This window comes from Streptomyces roseus (assembly GCF_001044425.1).
GTDB classification, from domain to species: domain Bacteria; phylum Actinomycetota; class Actinomycetes; order Streptomycetales; family Streptomycetaceae; genus Streptomyces; species Streptomyces roseus.
In genome coordinates, this window is sequence record NZ_LFML01000017.1 from 1 (window position 1) to 25,641 (window position 25,641).

The window sequence follows — 25,641 nt, forward strand, 5'->3', positions numbered from 1 at the left end:
CGGGAGGAGGGTGAGGGTGGCGGCCATGGCGACCAGGACGGCGATGCCGGGCGCGAGCGCCAGCGCGCGGAGCAGCGGCAGGCCGCCGAGGGCCAGGCCGGCGAGTGCCGCGATGACCGCCGTACCGGCGAAGGCCACCGCTTTGCCGGAGGCGCCGGTCGTGAGGGCGGCCGCGTCCTCGATCGGCAGGCCGGAGGCGCGCAGTTCACGGAAGCGGGTCAGGCAGAAGAGGCTGTAGTCGATGCCCACGCCGAGGCCGATCATCGCCGCGATGGTCGCGCCGGAGGAGGGCATGTCCGTCATGTGGCCGGTGAGGCCGATGATCGCGAGCGAGATCCCGAGGCCCGCCACGGCGATGGCCAGCGGTACGGCGGCCGCGATCGGCTTGCGGAACGCGAGGCAGAGGATGGTGAAGGCCGCCACCAGCCCGATGGCCTCGCTGCGCCGGGTGGACTTCTTGTCGGCGGCCTCGGCGAGGTTGCCGCCGGGAGTGACCTCGATCCCGGCCGCCTCGGACGCTTCGGTGGCGGCCCGGAGATCGCGTACGACGTCGGCGGTGATGTCGCGGCCCGCCAGGTCCAGTTCCACGGCGAGGTAGGCGGTGTGCCCGTCGGGGGCGAGGGCCGCGGCGCCGGCCGGATCGTACGGGGTGGTGACGGCGACCACGTGGTCGCGCGCGGCGAGGGCGCGGGCCGTCTCCTGGACTGCTGCGCGGGCGCGGTCCGAGGTGAGGGGGAGGCCGTCGGCGGGGGTGTGCAGGACGAGGGGCTGGCGGCCGGAAGCGGGGTCCGAGAACGCTCGGGCGGCGTCATGGGCGGCCTGGCTGTCGCTGCCGGGTATGGAGACCGTCTCGCTGGTGGCGCTGCCGAGCACGCCGACCGCCGCGGCCAGGCCCAGCAGCAGCAGGAGCCAGGCGGCGACCACCCGCTTGGGTCGTCGGGCGCACCAGCGCCCCAGGGTGGCGAACATGCGTACGGGTCCCCCCTCGTCCGGCGCGGCTCGTCGGCTCGTCGACTCGTTTCCGCCATGATTGCACTTGGAGTGCAATTGAATCAACGCGCCCCTCCCACCTGGGGCGACGAGGGGGCACGGGAGGGGCGAGCGTCACGGGAGGGACGGGCGGCGCGCGAGGGACGCGCGGGACTAAGCCGCGGATGCTCCGCCCCCCTTTGCGACAATGGCGGCGAGTGCAGCCGGGAGGGGACCACGTGGAGCAGTCGGTGACGGGACAGCCGGGGGAACGACGCGCGGACGGCCGCGCCGAGCGCAGCCGGCAGTCCCGGGTGAAGATCGCCGACGCGGTGCTGTCCCTGCTCGACGAAGGCGAGTCGCAGTTCCCCGCCGACCGCGTCGCGGAACGCGCCGGAGTCTCCCGCCGCCTGGTCTTCCACCACTACGCCGACATGTCCCAGCTGGTGGAGACGGCCATCGCGCGGCGCCTGGAACAGCTCATGGAGCAGACCAGGCCGCTGCCCACCGACGGCCCGCGGGCCACCCGGGTCGCCGCGCTCACGGAGCAGCGCGCGCGAATCCTGGAGTGGATCACCCCGGCTCAGCTGGCGCTGATGCGACTGGAACAGAACGGGGACCGGATCAAGGAGGTCACCCGACAGGTCCTGGACTTCGCCCGGGGCCGGCTGGCCGAGGTCTTCGGCGAGGAGCTCGACCGCCTGCCGGCCGAGCGCAGGACCGAGGTGCTCCACGGGCTGGACGCGGTGACCACCTGGGGCGCCTGGTACCACTGGCGCAGCAGCGACCTGAGCGTCGAAGCCTCCACCCGCACGATGGCGACGGCCGTACACGCCCTGCTGGCGAGTACGGATTCCTCCGAGCCGGCCGAGCGGGCGTAGCACGGCCACTGCCGACCGCGGGGGCGGCGCGACTACCGCGAGTCCGCTCCTGACAGCTCCCGGCGATCCGAGGGTGCGGCCCGCCGGTTTCCCGTACCACTCCCGTCCCGGGTGAGCCTTCGGTGCAGGGCGGGACCGCCCGCAGCGATGCCGGCGAACAACAGAGCCGCGGTGATCAGGCTCGGCTCGGAGACCCACAGGCCGAGCAGCTGATCGAGCAGCAGGGCCGCCGCGACCAGCAGCACCTTCCCGACCAGCAGGCCGCGGTGCAGCCGCCCCTCGACCGGTCGGCCGAGGCGGGCCCGGCGGCGGTGCGCCAGCGCCATCAGGGCCGCGGCGCACACGACGAGCACGAGGAGGCGCAGCGCATGCTCCCAGGCCGGGGTGCCCGAGCCCCACGCCCAGACCCCGCCCATGACGGCCCCCGCGACTGCGTAGATCCGGCGCTCGCGCACGACTGCCTCCTGACCCCCGGGGGTCGACGTGACGGGGAAACAAATTGCACTTCGAGTGTCATAACTTCGGCCGGATCCGTCAAGCCCGGCCGCTTTCGGGCCGCGCGAGGGCTTGGACTAGGGTCGGCTGAACAGCGCGACGCGCGCACCACCATCGACCACGAGGAGCAGCCGTGAGCCGGCCGGCGTCCACCGTTCTGCAGCAGGAGATCGCACGGGAACTCCAGGTGCCGGAGACCTTCGACGCGCACGAGGAGATCGAGCGCCGGGTGGTTTTCCTGACCGAGCGGCTCACGTCCACCGGTCTGCGGTCCCTGGTCCTCGGCATCAGCGGCGGGGTGGACTCCACCACGGCCGGGCGGCTCTGCCAGCTCGCCGTGGAGCGGGCCCGCGAGGCCGGCCACGAGGCGACGTTCTACGCGATGCGGCTGCCGACGGAGTCCAGGCCGACGAGAAGGACGCCCAGCTGGCGCTCGGCTTCATCAAGGCGGACCGGGTGCTGACGGTGGACGTCAAGCCCGCGAGCGACGCCGCGCTGGAGGCCGCCCTCGCCGGCGGCACCGTCTTCCGGGACGCTCACCACCAGGACTTCGTCCAGGGCAACATCAAGGCCCGCCAGCGCATGATCGCCCAGTACGCGGTGGCCGGTGCCCACGACGGCCTGGTCGTCGGCACCGACCACGCGGCCGAGGCGGTCTCCGGCTTCTTCACGAAGTTCGGTGACGGCGCGGCCGACCTGGTCCCGCTGACCGGCCTGACCAAGCGCCGGGTGCGCGCCGTGGCCGACGCCCTCGGCGCCCCCGCCGAGCTGGTCTGGAAGACCCCCACCGCGGACCTGGAGACGCTGGACCCGGGCAAGGCCGACGAGGACGCGCTGGGCGTCACGTACGACGACATCGACGACTTCCTGGAGGGCAAGCCGGTCGGCGAGCAGGTCTTCGACACGATCGTCCGCCGCTACCGCCTGACCGACCACAAGCGCCGGCTCCCGATCGCACCGTGACGCCGCACCGGCTCCCGCGCTGGGCCGTGGTGGGCCGGATCGTCCTCGTCGCGGCCGGGGCCGGGCTCACGCTCCACCTGCACGACCGGTCGAACGCCACGCCGGGGCCGCCGCACCGGGAGCGCGTCCCGAGCCCCGCTTCGGAGCCGGTCCCCTGCCCCGAGGGCAGCGGCGGCGGCACGGCCCCCACGGCGCGCGCCTGCACGTACTGGCAGCGCAGCTAGTGAGTAGCCTGCGGGGCGATGGGGGCGCGGGGCACCGGGCCGCGGGCCCACGCCGTCAGGGGCGCACCCACCCGCCCGCGCGGCGAATCGCGGCGTGCGGGCGCACCTCCCAGGCCGGCAGTACCTCGGGGCTCGGGGAGTCGTACTGTCGAGCCGGGTGACCGGTCCTGGGTGCAAGCCGCCCGCAGCGTGGGCGCCGGGGCCAAGCAGTCCCCGGTCGCGGTCCGCCGAGGACCCCGTGTGACCATGGCCTCCTTTGGCACGCACTTCCGCATCGCCGCATTCCATGGGGGGACCATGCGCACCCGTACCACCACCGTCTCCGCGGGCCTCGCCGCCGCCCTCGCGACGGTTCTCCTCCTGACCGGCTGCACCGCCTCCGGCGGGAGCCCGAAGGGCCAGGGCGGCGGCAGCAGCGCCGCGGCGCCCGCTCCCGTCGCACCGGGTGGCGGCCCGGGGTTCGAGGGGCCCCGGCCGCAGGACCAGAACCTCCTCGCCTGGACCGGCGATCCGAACGACGCGGGGCACGTGACCGCCCAGTCCGCCGCCGGCGTGGCCGGACGGGTCACCCTGGTACGGATCGTGCTGCGCGAGCAGATCACCTGGTCCAACATCTGGCTCGGCCTCGCCGGCATCGACCCGAACGCCCAGCTCTCGCAGAACTTCCTCGGCGTCTACGACGCGAAGGGCACCCTGCGCGCGTCCACCGCGGACATCTCCCCGCAGCTGATGACCGACGCGATCGCCAAGCCGCTCCCCCTCACCACACCGTTCACCGCCGCGCCCGGCACGTACTTCATCGCCCTCCTCCTCAACGGCAGCTGGGCCACCAACGCCCTCACCCTGAAGTCGACGGGCGCCGGGATCTCGGTGAACGCGGGCCTGACCCCGCCGAACCTTCGGTACAGCACCGTCCTGACCGGCCAGACCTCCCTGCCGGCCACCGTGAACCTCGGCGAGCAGTCCACCAGCACCATCAACACCGGCTGGGCCAGCCAGTGGTACGCGGTCTCCTGATCCCCGCGGGGTCGGGGCCGCGGCCCAGCGGGTGCGGGGCACCGCCGGATGAGCGAAGCTGGGGACGGCTGTAGCCACGAGGCGGACCGGAGAACAGAGTCGGGCCGCCGTAGCGAGGAGGGCCGCGTGGACGCTTCCCGAGTCGACGCTTCACGAATCGGCGGGCTCGCTCCCGCGCCCCGGACCCGCTCCCGGATGCGGATGCGGTCGCGGGTGCGGTCGGCCGCGCTGCTGTGCGCGGCCACGGCCCTCGCGGCCGGCGCCGCCGTCCCTGCCGCCGTACCCGCATCCGCCCAGGCGGCCCGGGCCCCCATGGATCCCAATCCGCTCGTGGTCGTCGACTGCTCCGCGCAGGCCCATGTGCGCCCCGAGGAGTACCTGTTGGCCTGCGGCGACGGGAACAACCGCCTCGTGAACCTGCGCTGGAACAGCTGGGGGCAGCGGACCGCGACGGCCAGCGGCACCGACATGGTGAACGACTGCACCCCGTACTGCGCGGCGGGCCGCTTCCGCGCGTACCCGGTCACGGTGACCCTGAGCCACCCCCGGCCCTGGCCCGGCCACCCCGATCTCCAGCGCTACACCACCATCCGGCTGCTGTACACGGACAAGGCCCCGCCGCCGGTCGCCAAGGACGTGACCTACAAGCTCGTCTACTGACGCCTGCCGGCCTCTACTGATCGGCGCCGCCCGCCTGTCCGCCGAGCCGGGCGCTGATCAGGTAGGCGGCCTCCTCGGACAGCCGGGCCCGCCGCTCCTCCTCCTGAGCGCGTTCGAGCTCGCCCCTGAGCGCCAGCTCGGTGCGCAGTACGGTCGCCCTCGGCACCGGGACGCGTTGTCCCGGCTTCTCGGTAAACGGCTGGAGCTCGGCCGCCGAGACCTGGGCGTCCTGCGAGGAGCCGCGGCGGAGGGACAGGAACACCCGGGCCAGCCAGTCGGCCGGAATCTGGACCATCAGATCATTCATATCCGGGAAACGACCGGCCGCCTCCGCCGTGACTGCCGCTCCCCCGACCGGCGCAGTCACCCTCCCCCGGCATGCGCCGGCCGGGCTCCGGCCCCGTCAGTGGAATGCGGTCGCGCGGACGGTGGTGCCGCAGAGGGCGAACTCACCGCCGTCGCTCGGCGCCAGCTGGTACCGCCCGCCCGCCACGCCCACCACCATCGTCGGCGCGACGACGGGGTCGGAGCCGGAGGCGCAGTAGCCGTCCGCCTCACCGAGCACCGGGGTGAAGGTCAGCTGCGCCGAGGCCCGGCCTCCGGCCGCCAGCCGCACCGGAGCCGACGTGCCGACCCGGACCACCTGGACCGGCTTGTTCTTGTCCGGCGAGCCCTGGCCCGCCAGGGCCACGGTCGGGAAGCCGTTGAGCACGCACGGCTTCGTCCCCTTGTTCGTCACCGTGACCCGTACCTGCGCGGATCCGGTCCGCTGGGCGCCGTCCGCCACGATCTGCTTGCTCGTGCAGGCCGCCGCCGGCGCCCGGCGCGGGCCCTCTCCGGTGGCGGCGGCCCCGGAGCCGGCCACGAGCGTTGCGGACAGGAAGCCCGCCAGCAGGACTGCGGACGAAGCCTTGATCGCGGTGCGTCGCGTCTTCGAGCGTTTCATGGGTGATTCCTCCACGGTTCGCCCCTCCCAGCGTCCCACCGACGGGCACCCTCGGCGCGGGCGGCTCCCGAACCGCCTCGCGCGGCTCCGACTCCTTCACCCCCGCCCTGACACGGCCTACAGGATGTCGGCCGTCGCCTTCGCCGCCGACCAGGCCGTCAGCGCCGCGTCCCGGTCGGCCGGGTCGCCGGCGTGGTCGAAGCGTGCGAGCAGCGCGTCGCCGAGGTGGGAGAGGCTCTCGACGCGTCCCGGGTGGTCCGGTGGGAACATCGGGACCGCTTCCCGGTAGCGGGCGATCGCGCCGTCCAGGTCCCGCGGTGCTCCCGCTCGCTCGTGCCGGGCGCGCAGCGCTCCCGCGAGGCCGGTCAGGACCAGCGCGCGGTAGAGGCCTTCGCCGGAGGTCGCGCGCGCCGCCTCTGCGAGCAGGGCGACGGCGCCTTCCAGGTCCTCGATCGCGCCGGTCCGCTCGAACCTGGCGTTGAGCGCCTCTCCGAGGTTGTACAGGTACATCGGCCGCCCGGGCGCCTCGGAGAGCGCCGACAAGGCCTCCCGGAAGCGGTCGATGGCGCTGTCGAGGTCGGCCGGCCGGCCGCCCCGTCTCCACTTGATCCGCAGGACGTTGCCGAGGGCGGTCAGGTGGACGGGACGCTGCGGATGTCCGAGCGGCGCGGCGTCCACGATGCGCTCCCACAGCCGCGCCGCACAGGCGATGCGCGCCGGGTTGTTCGACTCCCTCAACTCCGGGAGCAGGCGGGCGGCGTATACGGCCGCGTTCTCCGCGACGAGGGGCAGGAGCGGCTCCGGCAGGTCCTCCTCGCCCGCGAGGAAGCTCGCGGTGAGCGAGTGGACGGCGATCCTCAGGTCAGACCGGTCCTGCTCCTGCTCCTGCTCCCGACCCTGTCCCGGCTCCGGGCCGGTCCGTACGAGGGTCGCCCGGTGGCGGAACCAGTGGAACCAGCCGAGCAGATGGTGGACGGTGAGGTCGTCCTCACCGGGCAGCAGCTCCGCCAGCAGCCGCGCTTCGCGCAGGGCCTCGGCCTCCAGTATCGGTGCCACGTCCCGCAGTCGCACAACACGCCGCAGCCGCGCCGCCATTGCGTCCATCGCCGCCTCTGCGGCCAGTCGTACGGTGTGCTCTGGCTCCCCCGGATGGCTCACGTCGGGTGATGCTAGTCCTACGGGCCCCGCACCGGTGGGTGGTTCCCCGGATACGCTCCGCGACGGGCGGCCGGTACCGCCCCGTCCGGTGCGGGGGGGGATACGGGCACGGGCGCGGAGCTCGGTGCGGCGACCCGACATCCTTCAGCGGGCCGCCGTGGCGAGACCGCGCGCCCCGCCCGAGTGGACGAAGTCCGTGAGGGAGACGGTGTAGTCGCCCTCCTCGGGGCGGTACGCGGTGCAGTACCGGGTGGGGTACCAGCCGGGGATCCGCCAGGCGGCCGGCTGCGGAACGGACTCGCAGGTCCGGTGGCCGGGCGCGGTGCGGTGCCGCTGGAGGAAGTCCCGGGTGAGCATGGGCTCCATGAAGATGAGGTCGCCCGCGTACGCCCCGTAGATGAAGGTCTGGCCGCTGAGCGTGCCGGTGGTCGGGGGGCGGCTGTCCAGGTGCGCGCCCATGGCGCCTTCCGCGGTCTGCGGGCTGCTGGCGGGGTAGCCCGCGGGGAGGTACGCGGCCGGAACGGGCCTACCGGCCGCGGCCAGTTGGTCGCAGGCGATCAGCAGCGCGCAGCCGCCGGTCCTGATCGCCGTCCGGACCTCTTTGGGCACGAGGTAGAAGTGCACGTCGAAGTGGGCGACGTCGTAGCGGCCGTGCGGGTTGTGCCCGTGCGGGTTCCAGTTGAACAGCACCCACCGGAAGGGGACGCCGGCCGAGGCCGCGGGGGTGGCGGGCAGCGCGAGTTCGAGGCTGTGGCCGCCGACGCATTCGTGCATGCCGTCGAGGTGCCCGTCGGCGTCCGCGTCGTAGCAGTGCTTGCCGTCGGTGGCCTCGGAGGTCGGCAGGCCGGAGACGGCCGGGGCGGTCAGGGATATGCCCAGCGCCTTGGGGATCCCGCCCTGGTACTCGCCGTACGTACGGACGGTGCCGCCGCCGAGCCGGGCGGCGGGGCCGTACGCGGAACAGGCTGCGCTCCCGGCGTGCTCGCCGCAGGCGGGGATGCGGGCGGCGGAGCCGGAGGGCGGCGGCGGGGCCGGTGCCCGTCCGGTGGCGGACAGCAGGGCCGCCAGGAGTGCGGTGGAGCCGAGCGCGGCTGCGGCGGTGGAACGCATCCGGGAGGTGTTCATACGGCGACGCTCCAAGAGGTGCGCGCGTTGAGCGCGGTGGCGTCCACTCCGGTGACCTGGCGGGTGCAGGACTTGATGCCGTCCAGGCTGTTCTCGGGCAGGACGTGGCGGATGTCGTGGAAGCCGTCGGGGGCGAGGGCTTCCACCTGGCGGAGCACCGGGTCGGGTTCCAGCCGGCGGTGGGCCGCGAGGAGCTTCGTGGTCTGCGGCAGGCGGTCCGCCTCGTAGCGCCGCAGCGCCTCGGCGACGCCGTGGTGGGCGAGTTCGTAGGCCAGCACGCGGGCGTCGACGACGGCCTGTGAGGCGCCGTTGGAGCCGGTCGGGTACAGGGGGTGCGCCGCGTCGCCGAGCAGGACGACCCGGCCGTCGATCCAGGTGGGCAGGGGGTCGCGGTCGATCATCGGGTACCGGCCGATGCGGGGCGCCCCGGCGATGACGCCGTGGAGGTCGAGGAAGTCGCTGCGCCAGCCCTCGATGTGGGTGAGGACCTCCTCAGGGGGGACCGCGCGGTCCCAGTCGGCGCCGCGCGCCTCCTCCTCGCCGACGCCGTCGTCGGTGCGGCTCTCGACCACCCAGTTGAGCAGGCACCGGCCGCTCTCGTCGGGCCGGGTGACGGGGTAGGCCACGGCCTTCACCCGGGCGTTGCAGCCGAGGATGACCATCGTGCGTCCGTCGAGGAAGGCGGGCCCCTCGGTCACCCCGCGCCACATGCGTATCCCGTTGCCGAGGGGCGGCCCTTCGTGCGGGTACAGGGTGGCGCGTACGGCCGAGTTGATCCCGTCCGCGCCGATGAGCAGGTCGCAGCCGTACGGGCTCGGCCGGTTCGCCACGTACGCCCGCACGGGGGGCCGGTCCGGCTGCGGCGTCCGGTCCTGCTCGTACCGTACGAGGCGGTCGCCGGTGACGAGGGCCTCGGGGCCGAGCCGGTCCAGGACGGCCGACAGCAGGATCTCCTGGAGATCGGCCCGGTGCACGGAGTACTGCGGCCAGTTGTAGCCGGCGGCGCGGCCGCGGGGCTCGGACCAGATCAGGCCGCCGAAGCGGTGGTGGTACTCCAACCGGGCGGTCGCCACGGCGACCTTCTCCAGTGCCGGCGCCAGTCCGAGTTCGGTCAGCTCCCGGACGGCGGCGGGCTGGAGATTGATTCCCGCGCCGACGGCGCGCATGTTGGGGCACGCCTCCACCACGCGCACGTCGTACAGCCCTGCCGCGTGAAGGCTCAGGGCCGTCGTCAATCCGCCGATTCCGGCACCGGCTATGAGGATGCGTGGGGAATTCCTTCGGCCGTACGGAGACATGCCCTCTACCTCCTGGGAAAGACGCCTTCCGTGGAATGCGCGGTGCCGATAAATGCGGTGCCGAACACGCGCTGCGGAAAGGCTCGATGCGTCACCGGTGAGTACAACTGCGGTCGCTGGGGGTCAAGATGTGCAGGTCAGGCGGATGTGTTCACCCGATCAGGCTACGGCCAAGTGCCGCCTGATGGGTGACGTGGCTTTAATCGGGTGTCGGCAACAGAAAGGCTGCGACATGCCTGAAGTGACGTTCGAACCGTGCGATGTCCAGCGCCTCCAGCATGCTGTTGACTACGCCCGCCACGCCTCGAAGAAATCACTGGACGCTCTCCTGCCACCCTGGATGCCGGGCGATCTCAAACGGGAAATCAAGAGCGGATGCGTTGTGTCGCACTGCGCAACGCTACTGTTCCCGGAAACGGTGGAATCCGCTCTCGCGTACTTCGAGGAAAACGGCTGGGCCGCGTCGGTCACGATACCGAGCGTGCTGGTCAAGCGCCGTCTGGTGGAGCGCCACCGGCTTTCGGACGATGCGGACATCCGGGTGACACGGCTGCGCGTCACGTCGGGTCTGGCGCCCGAGGTCGAGGTCTTCCTCTTCCCCCGGTGCAGCCCCGGGTACACGGACGAGGTCGGTGCGCAGGAGCGCGTCCACGGTTTCGAGAACCACGTCGGCCTGTTCATGGACCGACCCGAGGAGCGCGCGCTCACCCGCCTGGCGGACCGGCTGGAGACCACCGGACGGATGGTCTACGAGGGCTCGGCGCACAACCCCCACGAGAACACGACGATGCTGTACTTCGCCCCCAGTGCCGCCGTCGCCATGTCGCGCCGCCGGTTCCCGCGGTGGGAGCTGCAGTGCGCCGGGGATCTGACCGCCTGCGCCGACCGGCGTCCGGTCCGGACCGAGGCGGTGTACGACGCGTACGCGGCGCTCAAGGCGAACCACGTGGGTTCCGGCCTGACGCAGCCCGCCCGGCGACGGCCCGTGCCGGTCGCGGTACGGGAGGGCTGACCGGGGCCGACCACGGGCCCGGGCGGCCCGGGTCCCGCACTCCCCGTCTTCCGTCCCCTACCGGACGGGAGGCGGGGAGTCCTCGCGTATTCGGGTATGCGGGTGTTCGGCCGTTCGGCGGTGTCAGGCCTTCCTCTCTTCGGGCATCACGTCCGCGGCCGGGCGTCGGCCCAGTTGAGGCGGCCCGCGTGGATCAGGCGGAGCTGGCGGCGGGCGGTGCGGGTGACCGCCGACCACTCCTCGGGGTCCGGGCCCGCGGCCAGGTAGGCGGACACCGTCATCACCATGTGGTCGACGTAGAGCCGGGCCAGCATGAGCAGGTCCTCCGCGCTCCAGCCCCGGCTCAGGGGGTCGGCTCCGAGGCGTTCGGCCACCTCGTCGGCGAAGGCGTCCAGCTGGGCCGCCACCGCCTGCCGCACCCTGCGCACCCCGCCGTGCCGTTCGCGGACGATGAAGCGGATGTGCGCCGGGTACTCCCGGACGAGTCGGGCCATCAGCTCCACGGTGGTGTCGATCCGCTGGGCCGCCTCACCGGAGTCGGCGAGTGTCGAGCGCACGGCGGCGTGCAGGCTCTGCAGCGCCTCGTCCACGAGGGCGATGCCCAGCTCCTCGGTGTCGCGGAAGTGCCGGTAGAACGCGGTCGGGGTCACCCCGGCGACCCGGGTCACCTCCCGCAGGCCGAGGCTGCCCAGGTTCTGCTCTGCGAGCAGCGACAGGGCGCCGTCCAGCAAGGCCCTGCGGGTCTTGTGGCGTTGGGCCTGGCGTGCCCCCATCGTCTCACTCATGGCGAAAAGTCAACCCCCGATTCTCCTATCCACTCGCTTGCATTTAGACTGAGCAGTCAGTGCACAACTGTCTCCCATTTTGGAGGAAGCACGATGCTCTTCCTGATAGCGGCCCTCATGCTGATGGGGATCGCCCTGGGAACCGTGGCCCACGTGTCCGTCCACGTCTCCCTCGCCGCCACCGCCGTCATCTCCTGCTGGCTGCTGGTCTTCGCGGTCCGGGAACGGACCACGCGCCGGCGCCGGCCGGCCACCCGACAGGAGGGATGACCATGAACGCCCCCGATACCGCGACCCGTTCCCGGGCCACCCGCACCCCGGCGCCGTCCCCCGCCCCGGCGGCCTCCGCCGGGGCTCCGGCGCCCTCCACCGCCGTCCGTCAGGCCGACGGGATGGCCGTGGCCTCCTTCGTGCTCGGACTCGTCGGCCTCCTCGCGATGAACCTGCTCCTCGGCCCGGCCTCGATCGTCCTGGCCGCCCTCGCCCTGCGCCGCGGCACGACCCGCCCCGGGCGCGCCCGGCTCGGTCTGGCCCTGGGCGTGGCGGACCTCGCCGTCCTGGCCTGGCTGGTGGCCGCCGACCAGACCTGGTCGTGGAGCATCGGCTGAGCGACCCGTCCGCCGGTCCCGCTACGGGAGCGGGGCCCCGCGGGCGGTGAGCCAGAGGTCGTACCACTCCTCGTGCGTGAGGTCGGGCTCGCGCAGCGCGGCGTCGCGGCAGGCTCGGATGCGCTCGGGGCGGCCGCTGCCGACGACGGGGGCGATCCCCGCCGGATGCCGCTGGAGCCACCAGAGCAGCACCGTCTCCGGTGTCGTGCCCTTCGCCTCGGCCAGCGCCGCCACGAGACGGGCCGTCGCCCGCTCGGCCGGGCTCTCCTGGCGTCCCGTGAACCGGCCCTGTGCCAGGGCGCCCCACGCCTGGAGGCGGACACCGCGGTCCAGGCAGTACTCCACCGTCCCGGACGGGAAGCCGCCCGCAGCCGCCGCGGGCGTGTTGACGAGGACCCCGTCCTCCAGCCAGTCCCGCCGGTCCAGGCTCATCTCCAACTGGTTCGCGACCAGCGGGAAATCGAGGTGGCGCTGGAGCCGGGCGATCTGGGCGGCGTTCATGTTCGAGACGCCGAAGCGGTGGACGAGCCCCTGCTCGCGCAGCGAGGCGAGCGCCGCCGCGATGTCCTCCGGGTCGGCCAGCGGATCGGGCCGGTGCAGGAGCAACACGTCGATGGCGTCGGTGCGCAGGCGCGCGAGGCTCTCCTCGACCCGCCGCAGTATCGTCGCGCCGCGCAGATCGTAGATCCCGGGCCGCTCGCCGTCCGCGAGGCGGATCCCGCATTTCGTCTGCAGCACGATCCGCTCGCGCAGCCCCGGGGTGCGGGCCAGGACCTCGCCGAAGACGGCCTCCGCCTTGCCGCGGCGGTAGATGTCGGCGTGGTCGAAGGTGTCGATGCCGCTGTCCAGCGCCGCCTCGATCGCCGCCTCGGCCGCGTCGATGTCGGCGGGCCCGTAGGCATCCGATTCCCAGCTGCCGCCGAGCGCCATGCATCCGTAGAGCAGGCGGGTGCCGTCCTTGTCCGGGGGTGTCGTCTCCATGCCGCTCACCCTACGAGGGCCGCCGGCTTGGTGGCGGGCCGGGGCCGCGGGGCCTCCACGGGCTTCTTCTGCGGCGGAGGCGTCCTCGGGGGGTAGGAGGGCGCCACCTTCGGTCCGCTCGCACGGGTCGGCTTCATCGTCATACGACCACGCTACGTGCAGGGGCGCCCTCGGAGCCGGGAGTTCCCGGGGCGGGAGGGACGGCGGGCCCGCCACCGCGCAGGGCGCGCGGTGGCGGGCCCGTACGGGGCCGGTGCCGGCGCCCTCGTTACGGCGCCATCTCGTACGTCCCGGACAGCGCCTCCACGCGCTCCCACACGCGGGCCGAGCGGGCCTCGTCGACCACGGGGCGCCGGAGCGCGCCGAGTGCCCAGGCCTGCTGCTGCTCGGTGGCGGAGTCCTTGCCGTGCAGCTCGACGGCGTGCGCGGAGAAGTCGCGTACGAGGACGGCGAACAGCTCGTCCAGTACGTCCTCGTCGAGACCGGTCAGCCGGGCCTGCTCCAGGATCAGCTGGCCGTGGACGACGAGCGCGAAGAGCTGGCCGACGGCGAGCAGCAGGTCGAGGTCGCGGCTCTGCTGCTCGTCCGGGGCGGCGGTGGTGACGAACTCGCAGAGCGCGTCGGCCTGTTCGCGGAACCGGGCGACGTTCGGCACGGCGGCGAAGGCGTCGAAGGCGGGGCGCCAGTCGTGGAAACGGACCGAGCCGAGGCCGCGCGCCGGGCCCTGCCGGAAGAGGAACTCGTCGTCGGCCGCGTCGAGGCGGGTCGGCACCGCCGGGTGGTCCACCGGGTCCAGGAGGTGGTTGCGCATGAACTTGAGGATCAGCGCGAGGTTGACGTGGACGGTGCCCTCCAGCTTGGGCAGCCCGCGGATCTCGACGGCGGCCTGGGCGAAGTAGTTGTCCTTCTCGAAGCCCTTGGCGGCGATGACGTCCCACATCAGGTCGATGACCTTCTCGCCCTCCGTGGTGACCTTCATCTTCGTCATCGGGTTGAAGAGGAGGTAGCGGCGGTCGTCCGGGCCCGCGGTGCGGAAGTAGTCGACGGCGCGGTCGCTGAACAGCTTCATCCCGACGAGACGGACGTACGCGTCCGCCAGCTCGCGGCGCACGTGCGGGAAGGCGGTGACGGGGCGGCCGTAGAGGATGCGGTTGCTGGCGTGGGTGACGGCCTCGTACATCGCGTGCTCGCAGATGCCGATCGAGGCGGTGCAGAGGTTGAACTTGCCGACGTTGACGGTGTTCAGGGCGGCGTCGAAGGCGGCGCGGCCGGTGTGCAGGACGTCGTCGGCGGCGACCGGGTAGTCCTCCAGCCGGAACTCGCTGACGTACTTCGAGGAATCGACGACGTTCTTCACCAGGTGGTAGGCCGGGTGGCGGCTGTCGGCCGCGAAGAAGACGTACCCGTCCGGGCCCTCGACGTCGGTGCGGCGGCCGAAGACGGAGACGAGACCGGCCGCGTTGCCGTTGCCGATGTAGTACTTGGAGCCGGTGGCCCGGAACCCGCCGTCGGCGGACGGCTCCAGCAGCATGTCGGTGGAGTAGATGTCGGCGCCGTGGGTCTTCTCGGACAGGCCGAACGCGAACACCTCGCCCTGGGAGAGGAGTTCGGCGGCGCGGGCGCGGGCGGCGGCGTTGTCGCTCTGCCAGACCGGGCCGAGGCCGAGGATGGTCACCTGCCACGCGTACCAGTAGTCGAGGCCGTAGAAGCCGAAGATCTCGTTCAGGGCGGCGATGCGGGCCGTGTCCCAGCGCTTGCCGGCCTGCCCACCTGCCTCGGCGGAGGGGGTGAGGAAGGTGGCGAACAGGCCTTCCTTGGCGCAGAAGGCGAGGAAGTCGCCGAGCCAGGCGCGGGTGCGGTAGTCCTCGATCAGCCGGCGCTTGCCGCGCTCCTCGAACCAGTCGACGGTGGCGCGCAGCAGCCTGCGGGTCTCGGGGTCGAAGTGCTGCGGGTCGTAGGTGCGCGGGTTGAACAGGAGGGAGTCGGCCATGGAGGTTCGCCTTCCGGAGAGGAGGGGGTGCGGAGGAAGCGGAGGGTGCGGGGTCAGTCGGGAGGGGTGCCGGGCGCGCGAGGGACGGGCCCGGGTGCGGCGAGCCGGTGGACGGTGGTGAGCACGTCGTCCAGCCAGGCGATGGTCATGCGCTCGTACGCGATGCCGCCGCGGAGCACGACGTGCTGGAGCTCCTGGCCGGCGTCGAGCGGTGCGGGGGCCTGTGGACCGGTGAAATCGCGCAGCTCCCCGGCGAGGTAGCGGGCGAGCCGGTCGCCGTGGGCCCGGCGGTGCCGCTCGACCTCGCGGACCAGCGCGGCCGGGTCGTCGAAGGCCGCGCCGCGGATCTTGACGGCGAGGTCGTGGCGGAGGCTCTCGGGTTCGATGGGCTCGTGCAGCCACTGCGAGAGCGCGGCGCGGCCCGGCTGGGCGACGGAGTACTCCTTCTTGTCCGGCCGGCCCTGCTGCGCCACCTCGCGGACGGCGAGCAGGCCGTCGGTCTCCATGCGCTTGAGGACGCGGTAGATCTGCTGATGGGTGGCGGTCCAGAAATAGCCGATGGACCGGTCGAAGCGCCGGGCGAGCTCATAGCCTGAGCCCGGCTGCTCCAGCAGCGAGACGAGGATCGCGTGTTCGAGCGCCATACCCCGATCCTTCTATGCAACTCGTTGCATAGACAAGCCGCTGTGCCCGGTTGAGACGCGGGTCACCCCGGGCCGGCGAGGGCAGGGACACCCGAAAGCGAGTCCGAGTTGTCACGCGATGAGCGGACTCGGGAGGTTCTGCACTCTCCTCCCGGCTCCCGCGCCCTAGCGTGGCCCGTACACCGACCCGCCGGTGCCGGGCGGACGCCGGCGCCCCGCCGCCGGGCCCGACAGCACCCCGAGGAACCCCGGTTGACAGGTCGCAGGACGACGGACGGACCGCCCAGGCCCGCCCTGCCGCGGACCCGGTACTGGTTCGACAGCGTCATCGCCCGCGGGACCCGGGTGCTGATCGGATGGCTCACCCTGATCTGTCTGGCCGTGGTCGTACCGGCGAGCGTGGCGCTGGTGTGGGCCGACCGGCGCGTACCCCGGACCTGGTCGGGGCAGCTCGTGGCGGTGTGGGTCAGCGTCGGGCAGACCCTGAAGATCGGCGGTGCGGTCGGCAGCCCGCTGTACGTGCTGATCTCCGTGGTCCTGGCCCTGGTGGCGCTGCTGTTCGTCTCCACCCTCGTCGGCCTGATCACCAACGGGCTCAACGACAGGGTCCTGGACCTGCGGCGCGGCCGCTCCACCGTTCTGGAGGAGCGGCACACCGTCCTGCTGGGCTGGTCCGAGCAGGTCTTCCCGATGGTGTCCGAGCTGGTCGCCGCCAACGCCAACCGGCGCCGGGCGGTCATCGCGGTCCTCGGCCCGAAGGACAAGGCGGAGATGGAGGACGAGATCGCCCTCGCGGTCGGCCGGACGGGCCGTACCCGGCTGATCTGCCGCAGCGGCGTGACGACGGACCCGGCGGTGGTCGCGCTCGTCCGCCCCGAGGCGGCGCGGGCCGTGCTGGTCCTCACCCACGGGGGCGAGGAGGGTGACGCCCACGTCGTGAAGACCCTTCTCGCCCTGGAGGCCGCGGTCCGGCGGCGGGGCCGCCCCGAGGTCGTCGCGGCGGTCCGCGACGGGCGCCACCACCGGGCGGCGCAGCTCGCCGCCGGGCCCGGGGGCCGGGTGCTGAACATCGAGGACGTCACCGCCCGCCTCATCGCCCGGACTTCGCGCCAGCCCGGCCTGTCCCTCGTCCATCAGGAGCTCCTGGACTTCGCGGGGGACGAGTTCTACACGGTCCGCGAGCCCGCCCTCACCGGGCAGCCGTTCGGCCGCCTGCTCCTCGCGTACGCCACCTCGTCCGTCGCCGGCATCGTGCCCGCGAGCGGGGGCGTCGAGCTCAACCCGGCGCAGGACCGGGTCCTGGGGGCCGAGGACCGGATCCTCCTCGTGACCGGGGACGACGACACCGCGGTGCTCGCGGACGGGCCGCTGCCGGTCGACTCGGAGGCGATCACGGAGCCCGGCGCGTCCGTTCCGCCCCCCGAACGTTTCCTCGTGCTCGGCTGGAACCGCCGCGCTCCTGTGATCATCGACCAGTTGGAGCCGTGCGTACCCGAGGGGTCCGAGCTCGTGGTCATGGCGGCCGGCGAGGAGGCGCTGCGGGACGCCGGCCGGTGCGCGCGCTCGCGAGCGGGCCGGCTGCGGATGACGGTGCGCGAGGGGGACATCGCGGATCCGCGGGACCTCGACGCCCTCGACGTGCCGTCCTTCGACCGGGCCGTCCTCCTCGGCTACGACGACACCGGCGGCGCGGACCGCGCCGCCCCCGGCGCGTTGACCGGTGACGACCGGAGCCTGGTGACCCTGCTCCACCTGCGCGCGCTGGAGGAGGCCGGGGGCCGGAAGCCGGCCGTGGTCACCGAGATGACGGACGACCGCAACCGGCTGCTCGCACCGGCCCGGGAGGGCGGCGACTTCGTGGTCGGCGGCCGGCTCATCAGCCTGCTGATGACGCAGATCGCGGAGAACCGGCACCTCGCCGACGTCTTCGACGCCCTGTTCTCGGCCGGGGGCGACTCGCTGCACCTGAAGCCCGCGACCCACTACGTCCTGCCGGAACGGGAGGTCACCTTCGCCACGGTCGTGGAGTCCGGCCGCCGGCAGGGGCACTGCGTCCTCGGGTACCGGCTGCACGGGGAGGCCCGGTGCGGGCCCGCGTACGGGGTGCGCGTCAACCCGGACAAGCGCGACCGCGTGCGGTTCGGCCCCTGGGACTCGGTGATCGTGCTGGCCCGGGAACCCGTGGCCCCGGCCGCGGCCGGCGACCCTTCGCCGTCGAAGGTCCGGTCCGAGCCCCGGTCCGAGCCCCGGTCCGGGGCCCTGTCCGACCGGCTTCCCGGGAGCCGGGCCGGCGACGGCTCGAAGACGGCTGGAGGGCCGTGAGGGAGTACGAACACTTTACCCGCCCCTGATGGCATGCCCAGGTCAAATCTGCCAGGCTCTTCCGGCACACCACACGCACAGCCCGCGGCCGCCCTCCGGCGCACCCCAGCCGACCGGGCGGCCCCCGAGCAGGCCGGAATCCCGGCCGCCTCAAAGGAGTTCCGCGTGAGATCCACCCCCCACAAGGCCCTCGCCGCGAGCATGTCCGCCTTCGCCGCGCTGGTCGCCGCAGCACTGTCCATCACCCCGGCCGTGGCCGCGCCGCAGCAGGCGCCGACCGCGGCCGCCGCCTGCACCCCGGGCCAGGTCGTCGCCAACGGCGGCTTCGAGAGCGGCACTTCGCCCTGGAGCCAGTCGCAGAGCAGCATCATCACCAGTCGCGCCGGCCAGGCCGCCCACGGCGGCAGCTCCTTCGCCTGGCTGAACGGCGTCGGCAGCACGCACACCGACACGCTCTCCCAGAGCGTCACCATCCCCGCCGGATGCAGCACCGCAGCCCTCACGTTCTGGCTGCACATCGACACCGCGGAGACGACCACGTCGACCAAGTACGACAAGCTGACGGCGAAGATCGGCAGTACGACGCTGGCGACGTACTCGAACCTCGACAAGAACACCGGCTACGCGCAGAAGTCCTTCGACGTGTCGGCCTTCGCAGGCCAGACCGTCACCGTCGCCTTCACCGGCACCGAGGACTCCAGCCTCCAGACCAGCTTCGTCGTCGACGACATCGCGCTCGACACCTCCGGCGGCACCACGCCGCCCGGGGACTCCACGCGGACGCCCGCCGCGCCCTCGTACACCGTCAGCCTCAGCAGCAACGCGAGCGGCACCGTCTGGACCGGTCACGAGAGCGCGAGCTTCACCAACGCCTCCCCCACCCCGCTCAGCGAGGTGTACCTGAGGCTGTGGGACAACTACCACGGCACCTGCTCCGCCATGCCGATCACGGTCGGCAACGTCACCGGCGGCACGGCGGGCGCCCTCTCCGTCGCCTGCACCGCGCTCAAGATCGACCTGGCGACCCCGCTGACCCAGGGCCAGAGCGCCACGATCGGCTTCGACCTGGGCATCACGGTACCCAGCGGCGCCGACCGCTTCGGCTACGACGGCGCGTTCAGCATGCTCGGCAACGCCCTGCCCGTCCTCGCGGTCAGGGACGGAGCGGGCTGGCACCTGGACCCGTACACCAACAACGGGGAGTCCTTCTACTCGCTGGCCTCCGACTTCCGCGTGACCCTGGACCACCCCAGCACCCTGCTCGTCCCGGCCACCGGCGCCTCGGTGGACACCCCCGGCAGCAGCGGCCGTACGGTGACCAGCGCTACCGCCACCAAGGTCCGCGACTTCGCCTGGGCGGCCGGCCCGTTCAGCAAGATCTCCGGCACCTCGGGGGCGGGCACCCCGATCAACATCTACTCGGTGTCCGGCATCAGTTCGGCCGATGCGCAGTCGATGCTGACCACGGCCAAGTCCGCCGTGGACGCGCACTCGGCGCGGTTCGGCGCTTACCCGTACGGGGAGCTGGACGCGGTCATCGACAACAACTACTGGTTCGGCGGGATGGAGTACCCCGGGTTCGTCCTCGACCTGGTCAGCACCACCGCGCTCACCCACGAGATCGGCCACCAGTGGTGGTACGGCATCGTCGGCGACGACGAGTACACGAGCCCGTGGCTCGACGAGGCGTTCACCGACTACGCCACCGACCTGGCCCTGAACAAGACGGGCGCGAACTGCTGGAGCAGCGTCTCGTGGGCCTCGTCCGCCGAGAAGATCACCAACTCGATGGGCTACTGGGACGCCCACTCCTCCCGGTACTCCACCGTCGTGTACGGCTACGGCAAGTGCGCGCTGCACGACCTGCGGCGCGTCCTCGGTGACACGGTGATGGCCAAGCTGCTGAAGGACTACGCCGCTTCGCACTGGTACGGCGTCTCCACCACCGCCGAGTTCAAGGCCGCGGCCCAGGCCGCCACGACCACGGACCTGACCTCGTTCTGGACCCAGCACCGCATCGACGGCTGAGCTGACACGCGAGCGGGCTCCGGCCCGCCCGCGCACCGCCGCGGTGGGCGCCCTCCGGTGCCTGCCACGGCGTTTTTTTCTGCCGTTGGCGGTCTATCCGTCACCTGTGACATGTGAAATATTACCTGCGCTTCGACCGAACTCCCCGAAAGGCCACTCACGTTGCGCAGACTCCCCGCGGTGGTAGCGGCGATATCCCTCGCCCTCCTCGCCACCCCCGCGCTCGCCGCACCCGCCGCCCCGCCCCCGGCAGCGGCGCGGCAGGCTCCCGAACTCTCCCCCGCACCGCCCTCCGCGCCGCTGGAAGTCCAGCGCCAAAGCCTGCGCCGCCAGGCCCTCGAAGGCGTGGCCGCCGGCACGACCGCCGCCGAGGCGGACGGCACGCTCCCCCGCAAGGCCGCGGTCGGCAAGCGGTACGTCGAACTCGCGCAGGAGCGCAAGGACAAGGTCTTCGTGATCCTGGCCGAGTTCGGCGACCAGGTGGACGACACCACCGAATTCGAGGGCAAGCCGCGCTTCGGCGGCACGCCCGGCCCCCGCCACAACACCATCGCCAAGCCCGCGAAGACCGACAACCACACCGTGTGGCGCAAGGACTTCGACCAGGCCTCCTACCAGCGGCAGTTCTTCGGGACCGATCCCGGCGCCGTCTCGCTGCGCAACTACTACCGGCTCCAGTCCTCCGGCCGCTACGACATGGACGGCCAGGTCAGCGACTGGGTCCGGCTGCCGTGGAACGAGGCCCGCTACGGGACGGACAACTGCTCCGAGCCCGGCCAGTGCCGCACCAACTGGGACCTCGTCCGCGATGCCACCAACGCCTGGTACCACACCGAGCGCGCCAAGGGCCGTACGCCGGAGGAGATCAAGGCCCAGCTGGCCGAGTACGACGTCTGGGACCGCTACGACGCCGACCACGACGGCAACTTCGACGAGCCGGACGGCTACCTGGACCACCTCGTCGTCGTCCACGCGGGCAAGGACCAGACCTGGGGCGGCGGTGACCAGGGCAAGGACGCCGTCTGGGCGCACCGCTGGTTCGCGTACTGGGACCAGGCCGGCAGCGCGGGGCCCGCGGGCAACAAGGCGGGCGGCGCCCCGGTCGGGGACTCCGGCATATGGGCCGGCGACTACCTGACGGGTGGCGAGAACAGCGGAGTCGGGCTGTTCGCCCACGAGTTCGGGCACGATCTCGGACTGCCCGACCTGTACAGCTCCGACGGGGACAACAGCGTCAACTTCTGGTCCCTGATGTCCACGGCCTCCTACCTCGGCAAGGGGAGGAACACCACCGGGGACTACCCCGGCGACCTCGACCCCTGGAGCAAGCTGCAACTGGGCTGGCTGGAGTACACGGAGGCCGACGCGGGACGCAAGACGCGCGCCGTGCTCGGGGTCTCGGGCTACAACACCGAGGATCCACAGGCGTTGCTGGTGCATCTGCCACCGTCGGTGACCCGCACCGACCTGACCGATCCGTACGAGGGCGGCAGCCAGTGGTGGAGCGGCACCGGCGACCTCATGGACAACACTCTGACCCGGACGGTCGACCTGTCGGGCGCGTCGGGGCAGCCGGCCCGGCTCGACGCCCGGGTCTGGTACGACACCGAGCAGGACTTCGACTTCCTGACGGTGGAGGCCTCGACGGACGGCGGCAGCGCCTGGTCCCCGCTGCCGGGCACGGTGGGCGGCGCGGCGATCCCGGCCAAGGGGATCTCCGGCACCTCGGCCGGCTGGAGCGAACTCAGCGTGCCACTGGACCGGTTCGCGGGCCGCTCGGTCCAGCTGCGCCTGCGGGCGACGTCGGACGGCAACACCCACGGCAAGGGCGTCACCTTCGACGACATCCGGATCACGTCGGGTGAGCGGGAGCTGCTGCGCGACGGCGCGGAAGCCGGCGCCAACGGCTGGACCGCGCTGAAGTGGTCGCGTACGGAGGGCCGTACGGGCAGCGCCGAGCACCCGCGCGCGTACCTGGTGGAGAACCGGCGCTACACCGGCTACGGGGCCTACCTGAAGACCGGACCGTACAACTTCGGCGCGGGGAACGACTCGGTGGAGTTCTATCCGTACCAGCAGGGCGTCCTCATCTGGCTCTGGGACACCGCGTACAGCGACAACACCACGAAGGGGCATCCGGGGGCGGGTCTGCTGCTTCCGGTCGACGCGCGGCCGCAGCCGCTGCGGAACGCCGACGGCACCCTGCTGAACGCGCGGGCGCAGACCTTCGACGCGACGTTCTCCACGCGCCCGAGCGACGAGATCGTCCTGCACAAGGCGGGCGTACCGGCGCTGATCCCCTCCCGGCCGGGGGTCCCCGTCTTCGACGACCACCGGGGCACCTACTGGAACGCCGACCTGCCCCAGGTCGGGGTGAAGGTCCCGGACACCGGCACCCGCATCACCGTGGTCAAGGAGAGTTCCTCCGGCGCCCAGACCACCGTCCAGGTCAGCCCCTCCGCCTGACGCACCCGGTCCTCTCGGTGGGGAGCCACCGGGAGGACCGCCGCGCCGAAGCCCGGCGGCCGGGCCGACGTCGGCACCGGCACCGGCACCGGCACCGGCGTCCGGTCAGTCGCGGTGGGCGGCGAAGGGCCCGTGCGGGGCGAAGGCGGCTTCGGCGAAGCGGGCGCCCATCCGGAGGTGGGTGGCGGCGTCCGGGTGGAGGCGGTCGGGGAGCGGCAGTTCGGCGAAGTCCTCCTCGCCGTAGAGCTCGCGGCCGTCCAGGTAGTGGAGGTTGGGGTCCTCGGCCGACCGCTGCTCCACGATGCGCGCCAGCTCCTCGCGGATGACGCCCAGCGTCAGTTTTCCGGCGGCGCGCTCGGCCGGATCACCCGCGGCGCGGAACTGCAGCCTGCCCTCGGCGAGGGTGCTGAAGTCCGGGGCCGTGGGGCCGGGGGTGTCCTCGTGGATCGGGCACAGGATGGACGAGACGACCAGCAGGGGCGCGGTGGGATGCCCCTCGCGGATCGTGTCGAGGAAGCCGTGCACGGCCGGGGTGAAGGCGCGCAGCCGCATCAGGTCGAGGTTGACGAGGTTGATGCCGAGTTTGACGCTGATCAGGTCCGCGGGGGTGTCGCGCATGGTCCGGGCGACGAACGGGTCGAGCAGGGCGCTGCCGCCGAAGCCCAGGTTGACCAGGTCCACCCCGCCGAGGGAGGCGGCCAGCGCCGGCCAGGTCCTGGACGGGCTCGCCGCGTCCGAACCGTGGCTGACCGAGCTGCCGTGGTGCAGCCACACCCGTCGCCCGCCGTGCGGTACGGGCTCGACGGGGGCGTCGGTGCGCAGGGCGACGAGCTCGGTGCTCTCGTTGTACGGCAGCCAGATCTCGACGTCCTTCGGACGGTCGGGCAGGCCGGCGAAGCGGACGGTGCCGACCGGGCCGGGCCGCGTCTCCACGGAGCCGGCGCTCATGTCGACCGTACGGACGTTGCCGCCGCTCACCCCGGCCTGCCCGGCGAGTCGGCCGTCGACGAGCAGGTCGTACACCCCGTCGGGGCGGGGCGGGGCGCCCACGTAGGCCGTCTTGGTGCGCAGCGCGTCCAGCTCGACGACGGTGGCCCGGGTGCGGAACACCACCCGTACGCCCGAGGGCTGGGCCTCCGCCATCGCCAGCTGCCCGTCGGCGTACTGCGCGCGGGCCCATGCCGGGAGCCGGTGCGGGAGCAGGCCGTGCGCGGTGCGCTCCAGGTCGAGCGCGCCGCGCAGGAGGGCGGCCGCCAGGGGCGTGACCAGGTGCGCCGTGGTCCCGTCGGCGGGGCCGGGTACGGACGGGTGTGCGTCGTTCATGACCCCAGCCTGTCAAACCGGATGCCGGCCCCGCACCGCGGTTTCGGCGGCGGCGGCCACCAGAGCGGCCGCGGCCAGCCAGGTCAGTGCGTAGAGCCAGCCCCCGAGGACGTCCGTGGGCCAGTGCACGCCGAGGTAGATCCGGGTCAGGCCGACGGTGACGGCCCAGCAGGCAGCGAGGGCTGCGTAGCAGCGGGCCGCGGCCGGGGTCGCCGTACGCCAGGCGGCCCAGGCCAGCACCCCGGCGACCAGGGCCGAGGTGGTGGCGTGGCCGGAGGGGTAGGCGAAACCCGTCGCGAGCGCGGCCCAGTCGGCCACGGGCGGACGCGGCCGCGCCACTTCGTACATGACGAGGTAGCGCACCCCTTGGGCGAGCAGCAGGAAGCCCAGCGCGCACGCGACCGCCGCCATCCGGCCGTTCCTCCCCCGTCCCGCGATGAGCCCGGCGGCGATGGCGCACCCGTACGGGACGGGCCCGCTGCCGGTCGCCGTGATGCCCCGCGCGAGGGCGACCGCCACGCAGGGGCGGTGCTGCACGGACCAGCGGTGCACCTCCTCGTCGAAACCGAACGGGGCGCCGTGCCGGGCCGCGACCAGGGCGGTGAGCAGGCCGAACAGGCCCGCACACAGCCCTGCGGCCACCGCCCGTCGGATCAACGCGAGCCTTCGTTCGGGGTGCGGCTGCCCTTCCTGCGGATCATCTCGACGGCGAGCGGGGTGAGGGAGACCAGGACGACGAGGGCGACGATCGGCAGCAGGTAGCGGTCGACGTCGGGTACCGAGGAGCCGAGCGCGTATCCGGCGAGGACGAGACCCACCGTCCACACGAGGCCTCCGACGATCTGCCACAGGGTGAAGACGCGGGCGGGTACGTCGAGGGCTCCGGCGAGCGGGTTCAGCACGGTGCGCACGATGGGGACGAAGCGGGCGAGCACGATGGCCTTGGCGTGCCCGTAGCGGTCGAGGAGTTCCTCGGCCCGTTCGGCGCCCTCGTGGAGTTTGCGGCTGCGGCTGCGCGCCAGCAGGGCCCGTCCGCCGCGCCGGCCGATGAGGTAGCCGACCTGTGCCCCGAGCAGGGCTCCGGCCGACGCCGAGCCGAGGACGAGGGGAAGCGAGAGGTGTACGGGGCCGTGCGCTCCCGGTACGCAGAACAGGCCGGCCGTGAAGAGGAGCGAGTCGCCGGGGAGGAAGAAGCCGATGAGGAGGCCGGTCTCGGCGAACAGGACGACGGCGATGCCGAGCGTTCCGAACGCGGCGAGGAGGGAACCGGCGTCCAGCAGGTTGACGGCCTGGGGGCCGGGCCCCTGCGCCGCCGCCGCGAGCGGGAGAGGGAAGGGGGCCATGCGGAGCAACTCCCGTACGGTGAGGGGACGGGAGCCGAGGAGGACACCCGACCGGCGACCGGCCACAGGTCATGGACGGTGCCCGGCACTGTAGACGATCGAACTGCCCCGTATGTTCCCCGCGGCCGCCCGGTCCACCGGTCGGCCCATCGGCCCGTGGGCACCGGCCCGTCGGCGCCGGGTGCGACTCAGGTCGCAGGGTGCACCAGACCCGAGGGGGACGCCGTGGCCGGCGCGGGCGCCCGACGATGACGACGTGAATGCGATGAACGCGTACGTGCCGCTGTCCCTGTGGGAAGTCCTTCTGGTGCTGGGCGCCGTCGCCCTGGAGCTCGCAGATCCGCGCGGCGCAGGCGTCGGCGGCGGCGAGGGCCGCCGGGTCCTGGCCGCTCGCGTGCAGCCG

Annotated in this window: 24 protein-coding genes and 1 pseudogene; 11 read left to right on the plus strand and 14 right to left on the minus strand. The window is 72.9% G+C overall.

Translation table 11 applies throughout. From position 1 onward, the window contains the following. A partial coding sequence (locus ACS04_RS04885) for an MMPL family transporter (protein ID WP_048475253.1) occupies positions 1–969 on the minus strand: 969 nt, incomplete at its 3' end. 251 nt (positions 970–1,220) lie between these two features. On the opposite strand from ACS04_RS04885, the gene ACS04_RS04890 reads away from it, so the two are divergent. Next, positions 1,221–1,850: a TetR/AcrR family transcriptional regulator gene (locus ACS04_RS04890; protein WP_245236280.1), complete on the plus strand. Its 630-nt coding sequence runs from the start codon at positions 1,221–1,223 to the stop codon at positions 1,848–1,850. 32 nt (positions 1,851–1,882) lie between these two features. Here ACS04_RS04890 and ACS04_RS04895 read toward each other — a convergent pair whose 3' ends face one another. Further along, positions 1,883–2,305 (minus strand): hypothetical protein, encoded by a 423-nt coding sequence (locus ACS04_RS04895; protein WP_048475255.1) that lies wholly within the window; start codon positions 2,303–2,305, stop codon positions 1,883–1,885. 173 nt (positions 2,306–2,478) lie between these two features. Between ACS04_RS04895 and nadE the strand changes: the two are divergent. From nadE to ACS04_RS04915, 4 genes and pseudogenes are all read left to right on the plus strand, one after another. Then, a pseudogene (nadE, locus tag ACS04_RS04900) lies at positions 2,479–3,308 on the plus strand (ammonia-dependent NAD(+) synthetase). Next, positions 3,305–3,532: a hypothetical protein gene (locus tag ACS04_RS04905; RefSeq protein ID WP_048475256.1), complete on the plus strand. Its 228-nt coding sequence runs from the start codon at positions 3,305–3,307 to the stop codon at positions 3,530–3,532. The pseudogene nadE and the gene ACS04_RS04905 overlap by 4 nt, the downstream one beginning before the upstream one ends. A 297-nt stretch (positions 3,533–3,829) precedes the next feature. After that, positions 3,830–4,549: a hypothetical protein gene (locus tag ACS04_RS04910; protein ID WP_048475271.1), complete on the plus strand. Its 720-nt coding sequence runs from the start codon at positions 3,830–3,832 to the stop codon at positions 4,547–4,549. 126 nt (positions 4,550–4,675) lie between these two features. Then, a complete protein-coding gene (locus tag ACS04_RS04915; RefSeq protein WP_342449356.1) occupies positions 4,676–5,209 on the plus strand; it encodes a hypothetical protein in 534 nt (177 codons plus the stop codon). 13 nt (positions 5,210–5,222) lie between these two features. Here the strand turns inward: ACS04_RS04915 and ACS04_RS04920 are convergent, their stop codons facing one another. From ACS04_RS04920 to ACS04_RS04940, 5 genes are all read right to left on the minus strand, one after another. After that, complete coding sequence (locus ACS04_RS04920) at positions 5,223–5,504, minus strand: hypothetical protein (RefSeq protein ID WP_048475257.1); 282 nt, start codon at positions 5,502–5,504, stop codon at positions 5,223–5,225. Between the two features lie 108 nt (positions 5,505–5,612). Next, complete coding sequence (locus tag ACS04_RS04925; protein ID WP_053080698.1) at positions 5,613–6,155, minus strand: DUF4232 domain-containing protein; 543 nt, start codon at positions 6,153–6,155, stop codon at positions 5,613–5,615. A gap of 117 nt (positions 6,156–6,272) precedes the next feature. Continuing rightward, entirely contained in the window at positions 6,273–7,211 is a 939-nt protein-coding gene (locus ACS04_RS04930) for a tetratricopeptide repeat protein (protein WP_158977173.1), read from the minus strand. 246 nt (positions 7,212–7,457) lie between these two features. Further along, positions 7,458–8,438: a hypothetical protein gene (locus ACS04_RS35220; protein ID WP_053080699.1), complete on the minus strand. Its 981-nt coding sequence runs from the start codon at positions 8,436–8,438 to the stop codon at positions 7,458–7,460. Beyond that, a complete protein-coding gene (locus ACS04_RS04940; RefSeq protein ID WP_245236281.1) occupies positions 8,435–9,673 on the minus strand; it encodes an FAD-dependent monooxygenase in 1,239 nt (412 codons plus the stop codon). The genes ACS04_RS35220 and ACS04_RS04940 overlap by 4 nt, the downstream gene beginning before the upstream one ends. A 481-nt stretch (positions 9,674–10,154) precedes the next feature. On the opposite strand from ACS04_RS04940, the gene ACS04_RS04945 reads away from it, so the two are divergent. Beyond that, positions 10,155–10,748, plus strand: a complete 594-nt coding sequence (locus ACS04_RS04945; protein WP_048475261.1) for a hypothetical protein — start codon at positions 10,155–10,157, stop codon at positions 10,746–10,748. Positions 10,749–10,894: 146 nt separating this feature from the next. Here the strand turns inward: ACS04_RS04945 and ACS04_RS04950 are convergent, their stop codons facing one another. Continuing rightward, positions 10,895–11,533 carry a TetR family transcriptional regulator gene (locus tag ACS04_RS04950; protein ID WP_048475262.1) on the minus strand — a complete coding sequence of 213 codons (639 nt, stop codon included), beginning with the start codon at positions 11,531–11,533 and terminating at the stop codon, positions 10,895–10,897. A gap of 93 nt (positions 11,534–11,626) precedes the next feature. On the opposite strand from ACS04_RS04950, the gene ACS04_RS38575 reads away from it, so the two are divergent. Both ACS04_RS38575 and ACS04_RS04960 read left to right on the plus strand, forming a co-directional pair. Continuing rightward, positions 11,627–11,803, plus strand: a complete 177-nt coding sequence (locus ACS04_RS38575; RefSeq protein WP_048475263.1) for a hypothetical protein — start codon at positions 11,627–11,629, stop codon at positions 11,801–11,803. A 2-nt stretch (positions 11,804–11,805) separates the two neighbouring features. Next, a complete protein-coding gene (locus ACS04_RS04960) occupies positions 11,806–12,141 on the plus strand; it encodes a hypothetical protein (protein ID WP_078864421.1) in 336 nt (111 codons plus the stop codon). 21 nt (positions 12,142–12,162) lie between these two features. Here ACS04_RS04960 and ACS04_RS04965 read toward each other — a convergent pair whose 3' ends face one another. The 3 genes from ACS04_RS04965 to ACS04_RS04975 form a co-directional block, all read right to left on the minus strand. After that, positions 12,163–13,122, minus strand: a complete 960-nt coding sequence (locus tag ACS04_RS04965; protein ID WP_245236282.1) for an aldo/keto reductase — start codon at positions 13,120–13,122, stop codon at positions 12,163–12,165. A gap of 268 nt (positions 13,123–13,390) precedes the next feature. Next, positions 13,391–15,112 carry an acyl-CoA dehydrogenase family protein gene (locus ACS04_RS04970; protein WP_048475265.1) on the minus strand — a complete coding sequence of 574 codons (1,722 nt, stop codon included), beginning with the start codon at positions 15,110–15,112 and terminating at the stop codon, positions 13,391–13,393. Between the two features lie 53 nt (positions 15,113–15,165). Beyond that, positions 15,166–15,756 (minus strand): PadR family transcriptional regulator, encoded by a 591-nt coding sequence (locus ACS04_RS04975; RefSeq protein WP_048475266.1) that lies wholly within the window; start codon positions 15,754–15,756, stop codon positions 15,166–15,168. Between the two features lie 252 nt (positions 15,757–16,008). Between ACS04_RS04975 and ACS04_RS04980 the strand changes: the two genes are divergently transcribed. The 3 genes from ACS04_RS04980 to ACS04_RS04990 all read left to right on the plus strand — a co-directional run bounded on the left by ACS04_RS04980 (position 16,009) and on the right by ACS04_RS04990 (position 22,572). Continuing rightward, positions 16,009–18,078: a CASTOR/POLLUX-related putative ion channel gene (locus ACS04_RS04980; protein ID WP_048475267.1), complete on the plus strand. Its 2,070-nt coding sequence runs from the start codon at positions 16,009–16,011 to the stop codon at positions 18,076–18,078. Positions 18,079–18,243: 165 nt separating this feature from the next. Beyond that, on the plus strand, positions 18,244–20,106 hold the full coding sequence (locus ACS04_RS04985) for a M1 family aminopeptidase (protein WP_078864422.1): 1,863 nt from the start codon (positions 18,244–18,246) through the stop codon (positions 20,104–20,106). A 180-nt stretch (positions 20,107–20,286) separates the two neighbouring features. Next, positions 20,287–22,572, plus strand: coding sequence for an immune inhibitor A domain-containing protein (locus ACS04_RS04990; RefSeq protein WP_209441622.1), 2,286 nt, complete (start codon positions 20,287–20,289; stop codon positions 22,570–22,572). Between the two features lie 105 nt (positions 22,573–22,677). Here the strand turns inward: ACS04_RS04990 and ACS04_RS04995 are convergent, their stop codons facing one another. The 3 genes from ACS04_RS04995 to ACS04_RS05005 are packed head-to-tail and all read right to left on the minus strand — an operon-like array spanning position 22,678 to position 25,238. Further along, positions 22,678–23,895 carry an SGNH/GDSL hydrolase family protein gene (locus ACS04_RS04995; RefSeq protein ID WP_048475269.1) on the minus strand — a complete coding sequence of 406 codons (1,218 nt, stop codon included), beginning with the start codon at positions 23,893–23,895 and terminating at the stop codon, positions 22,678–22,680. A gap of 12 nt (positions 23,896–23,907) precedes the next feature. After that, on the minus strand, positions 23,908–24,537 hold the full coding sequence (locus ACS04_RS05000) for a phosphatase PAP2 family protein (RefSeq protein ID WP_245236283.1): 630 nt from the start codon (positions 24,535–24,537) through the stop codon (positions 23,908–23,910). A gap of 11 nt (positions 24,538–24,548) precedes the next feature. Next, positions 24,549–25,238 (minus strand): DedA family protein, encoded by a 690-nt coding sequence (locus ACS04_RS05005; protein WP_048475270.1) that lies wholly within the window; start codon positions 25,236–25,238, stop codon positions 24,549–24,551. Positions 25,239–25,641 lie beyond the last annotated feature (403 nt).

Bases quoted from the DNA above. Each gene is read 5' to 3' on its own strand.
- ACS04_RS04910 (WP_048475271.1), top strand. From the start codon at position 3,830: ATGCGCACCCGTACCACCACCGTCTCCGCGGGCCTCGCCGCCGCCCTC.
- ACS04_RS04920 (WP_048475257.1), bottom strand. From the start codon at position 5,504: ATGGTCCAGATTCCGGCCGACTGGCTGGCCCGGGTGTTCCTGTCCCTC.
- ACS04_RS04925 (WP_053080698.1), bottom strand. From the start codon at position 6,155: ATGAAACGCTCGAAGACGCGACGCACCGCGATCAAGGCTTCGTCCGCA.
- ACS04_RS35220 (WP_053080699.1), bottom strand. From the start codon at position 8,438: ATGAACACCTCCCGGATGCGTTCCACCGCCGCAGCCGCGCTCGGCTCC.
- ACS04_RS04950 (WP_048475262.1), bottom strand. From the start codon at position 11,533: ATGAGTGAGACGATGGGGGCACGCCAGGCCCAACGCCACAAGACCCGC.
- ACS04_RS38575 (WP_048475263.1), top strand. From the start codon at position 11,627: ATGCTCTTCCTGATAGCGGCCCTCATGCTGATGGGGATCGCCCTGGGA.
- ACS04_RS04960 (WP_078864421.1), top strand. From the start codon at position 11,806: ATGAACGCCCCCGATACCGCGACCCGTTCCCGGGCCACCCGCACCCCG.
- ACS04_RS04965 (WP_245236282.1), bottom strand. From the start codon at position 13,122: ATGGAGACGACACCCCCGGACAAGGACGGCACCCGCCTGCTCTACGGA.
- ACS04_RS04970 (WP_048475265.1), bottom strand. From the start codon at position 15,112: ATGGCCGACTCCCTCCTGTTCAACCCGCGCACCTACGACCCGCAGCAC.
- ACS04_RS04975 (WP_048475266.1), bottom strand. From the start codon at position 15,756: ATGGCGCTCGAACACGCGATCCTCGTCTCGCTGCTGGAGCAGCCGGGC.
- ACS04_RS04995 (WP_048475269.1), bottom strand. From the start codon at position 23,895: ATGAACGACGCACACCCGTCCGTACCCGGCCCCGCCGACGGGACCACG.
- ACS04_RS05005 (WP_048475270.1), bottom strand. From the start codon at position 25,238: ATGGCCCCCTTCCCTCTCCCGCTCGCGGCGGCGGCGCAGGGGCCCGGC.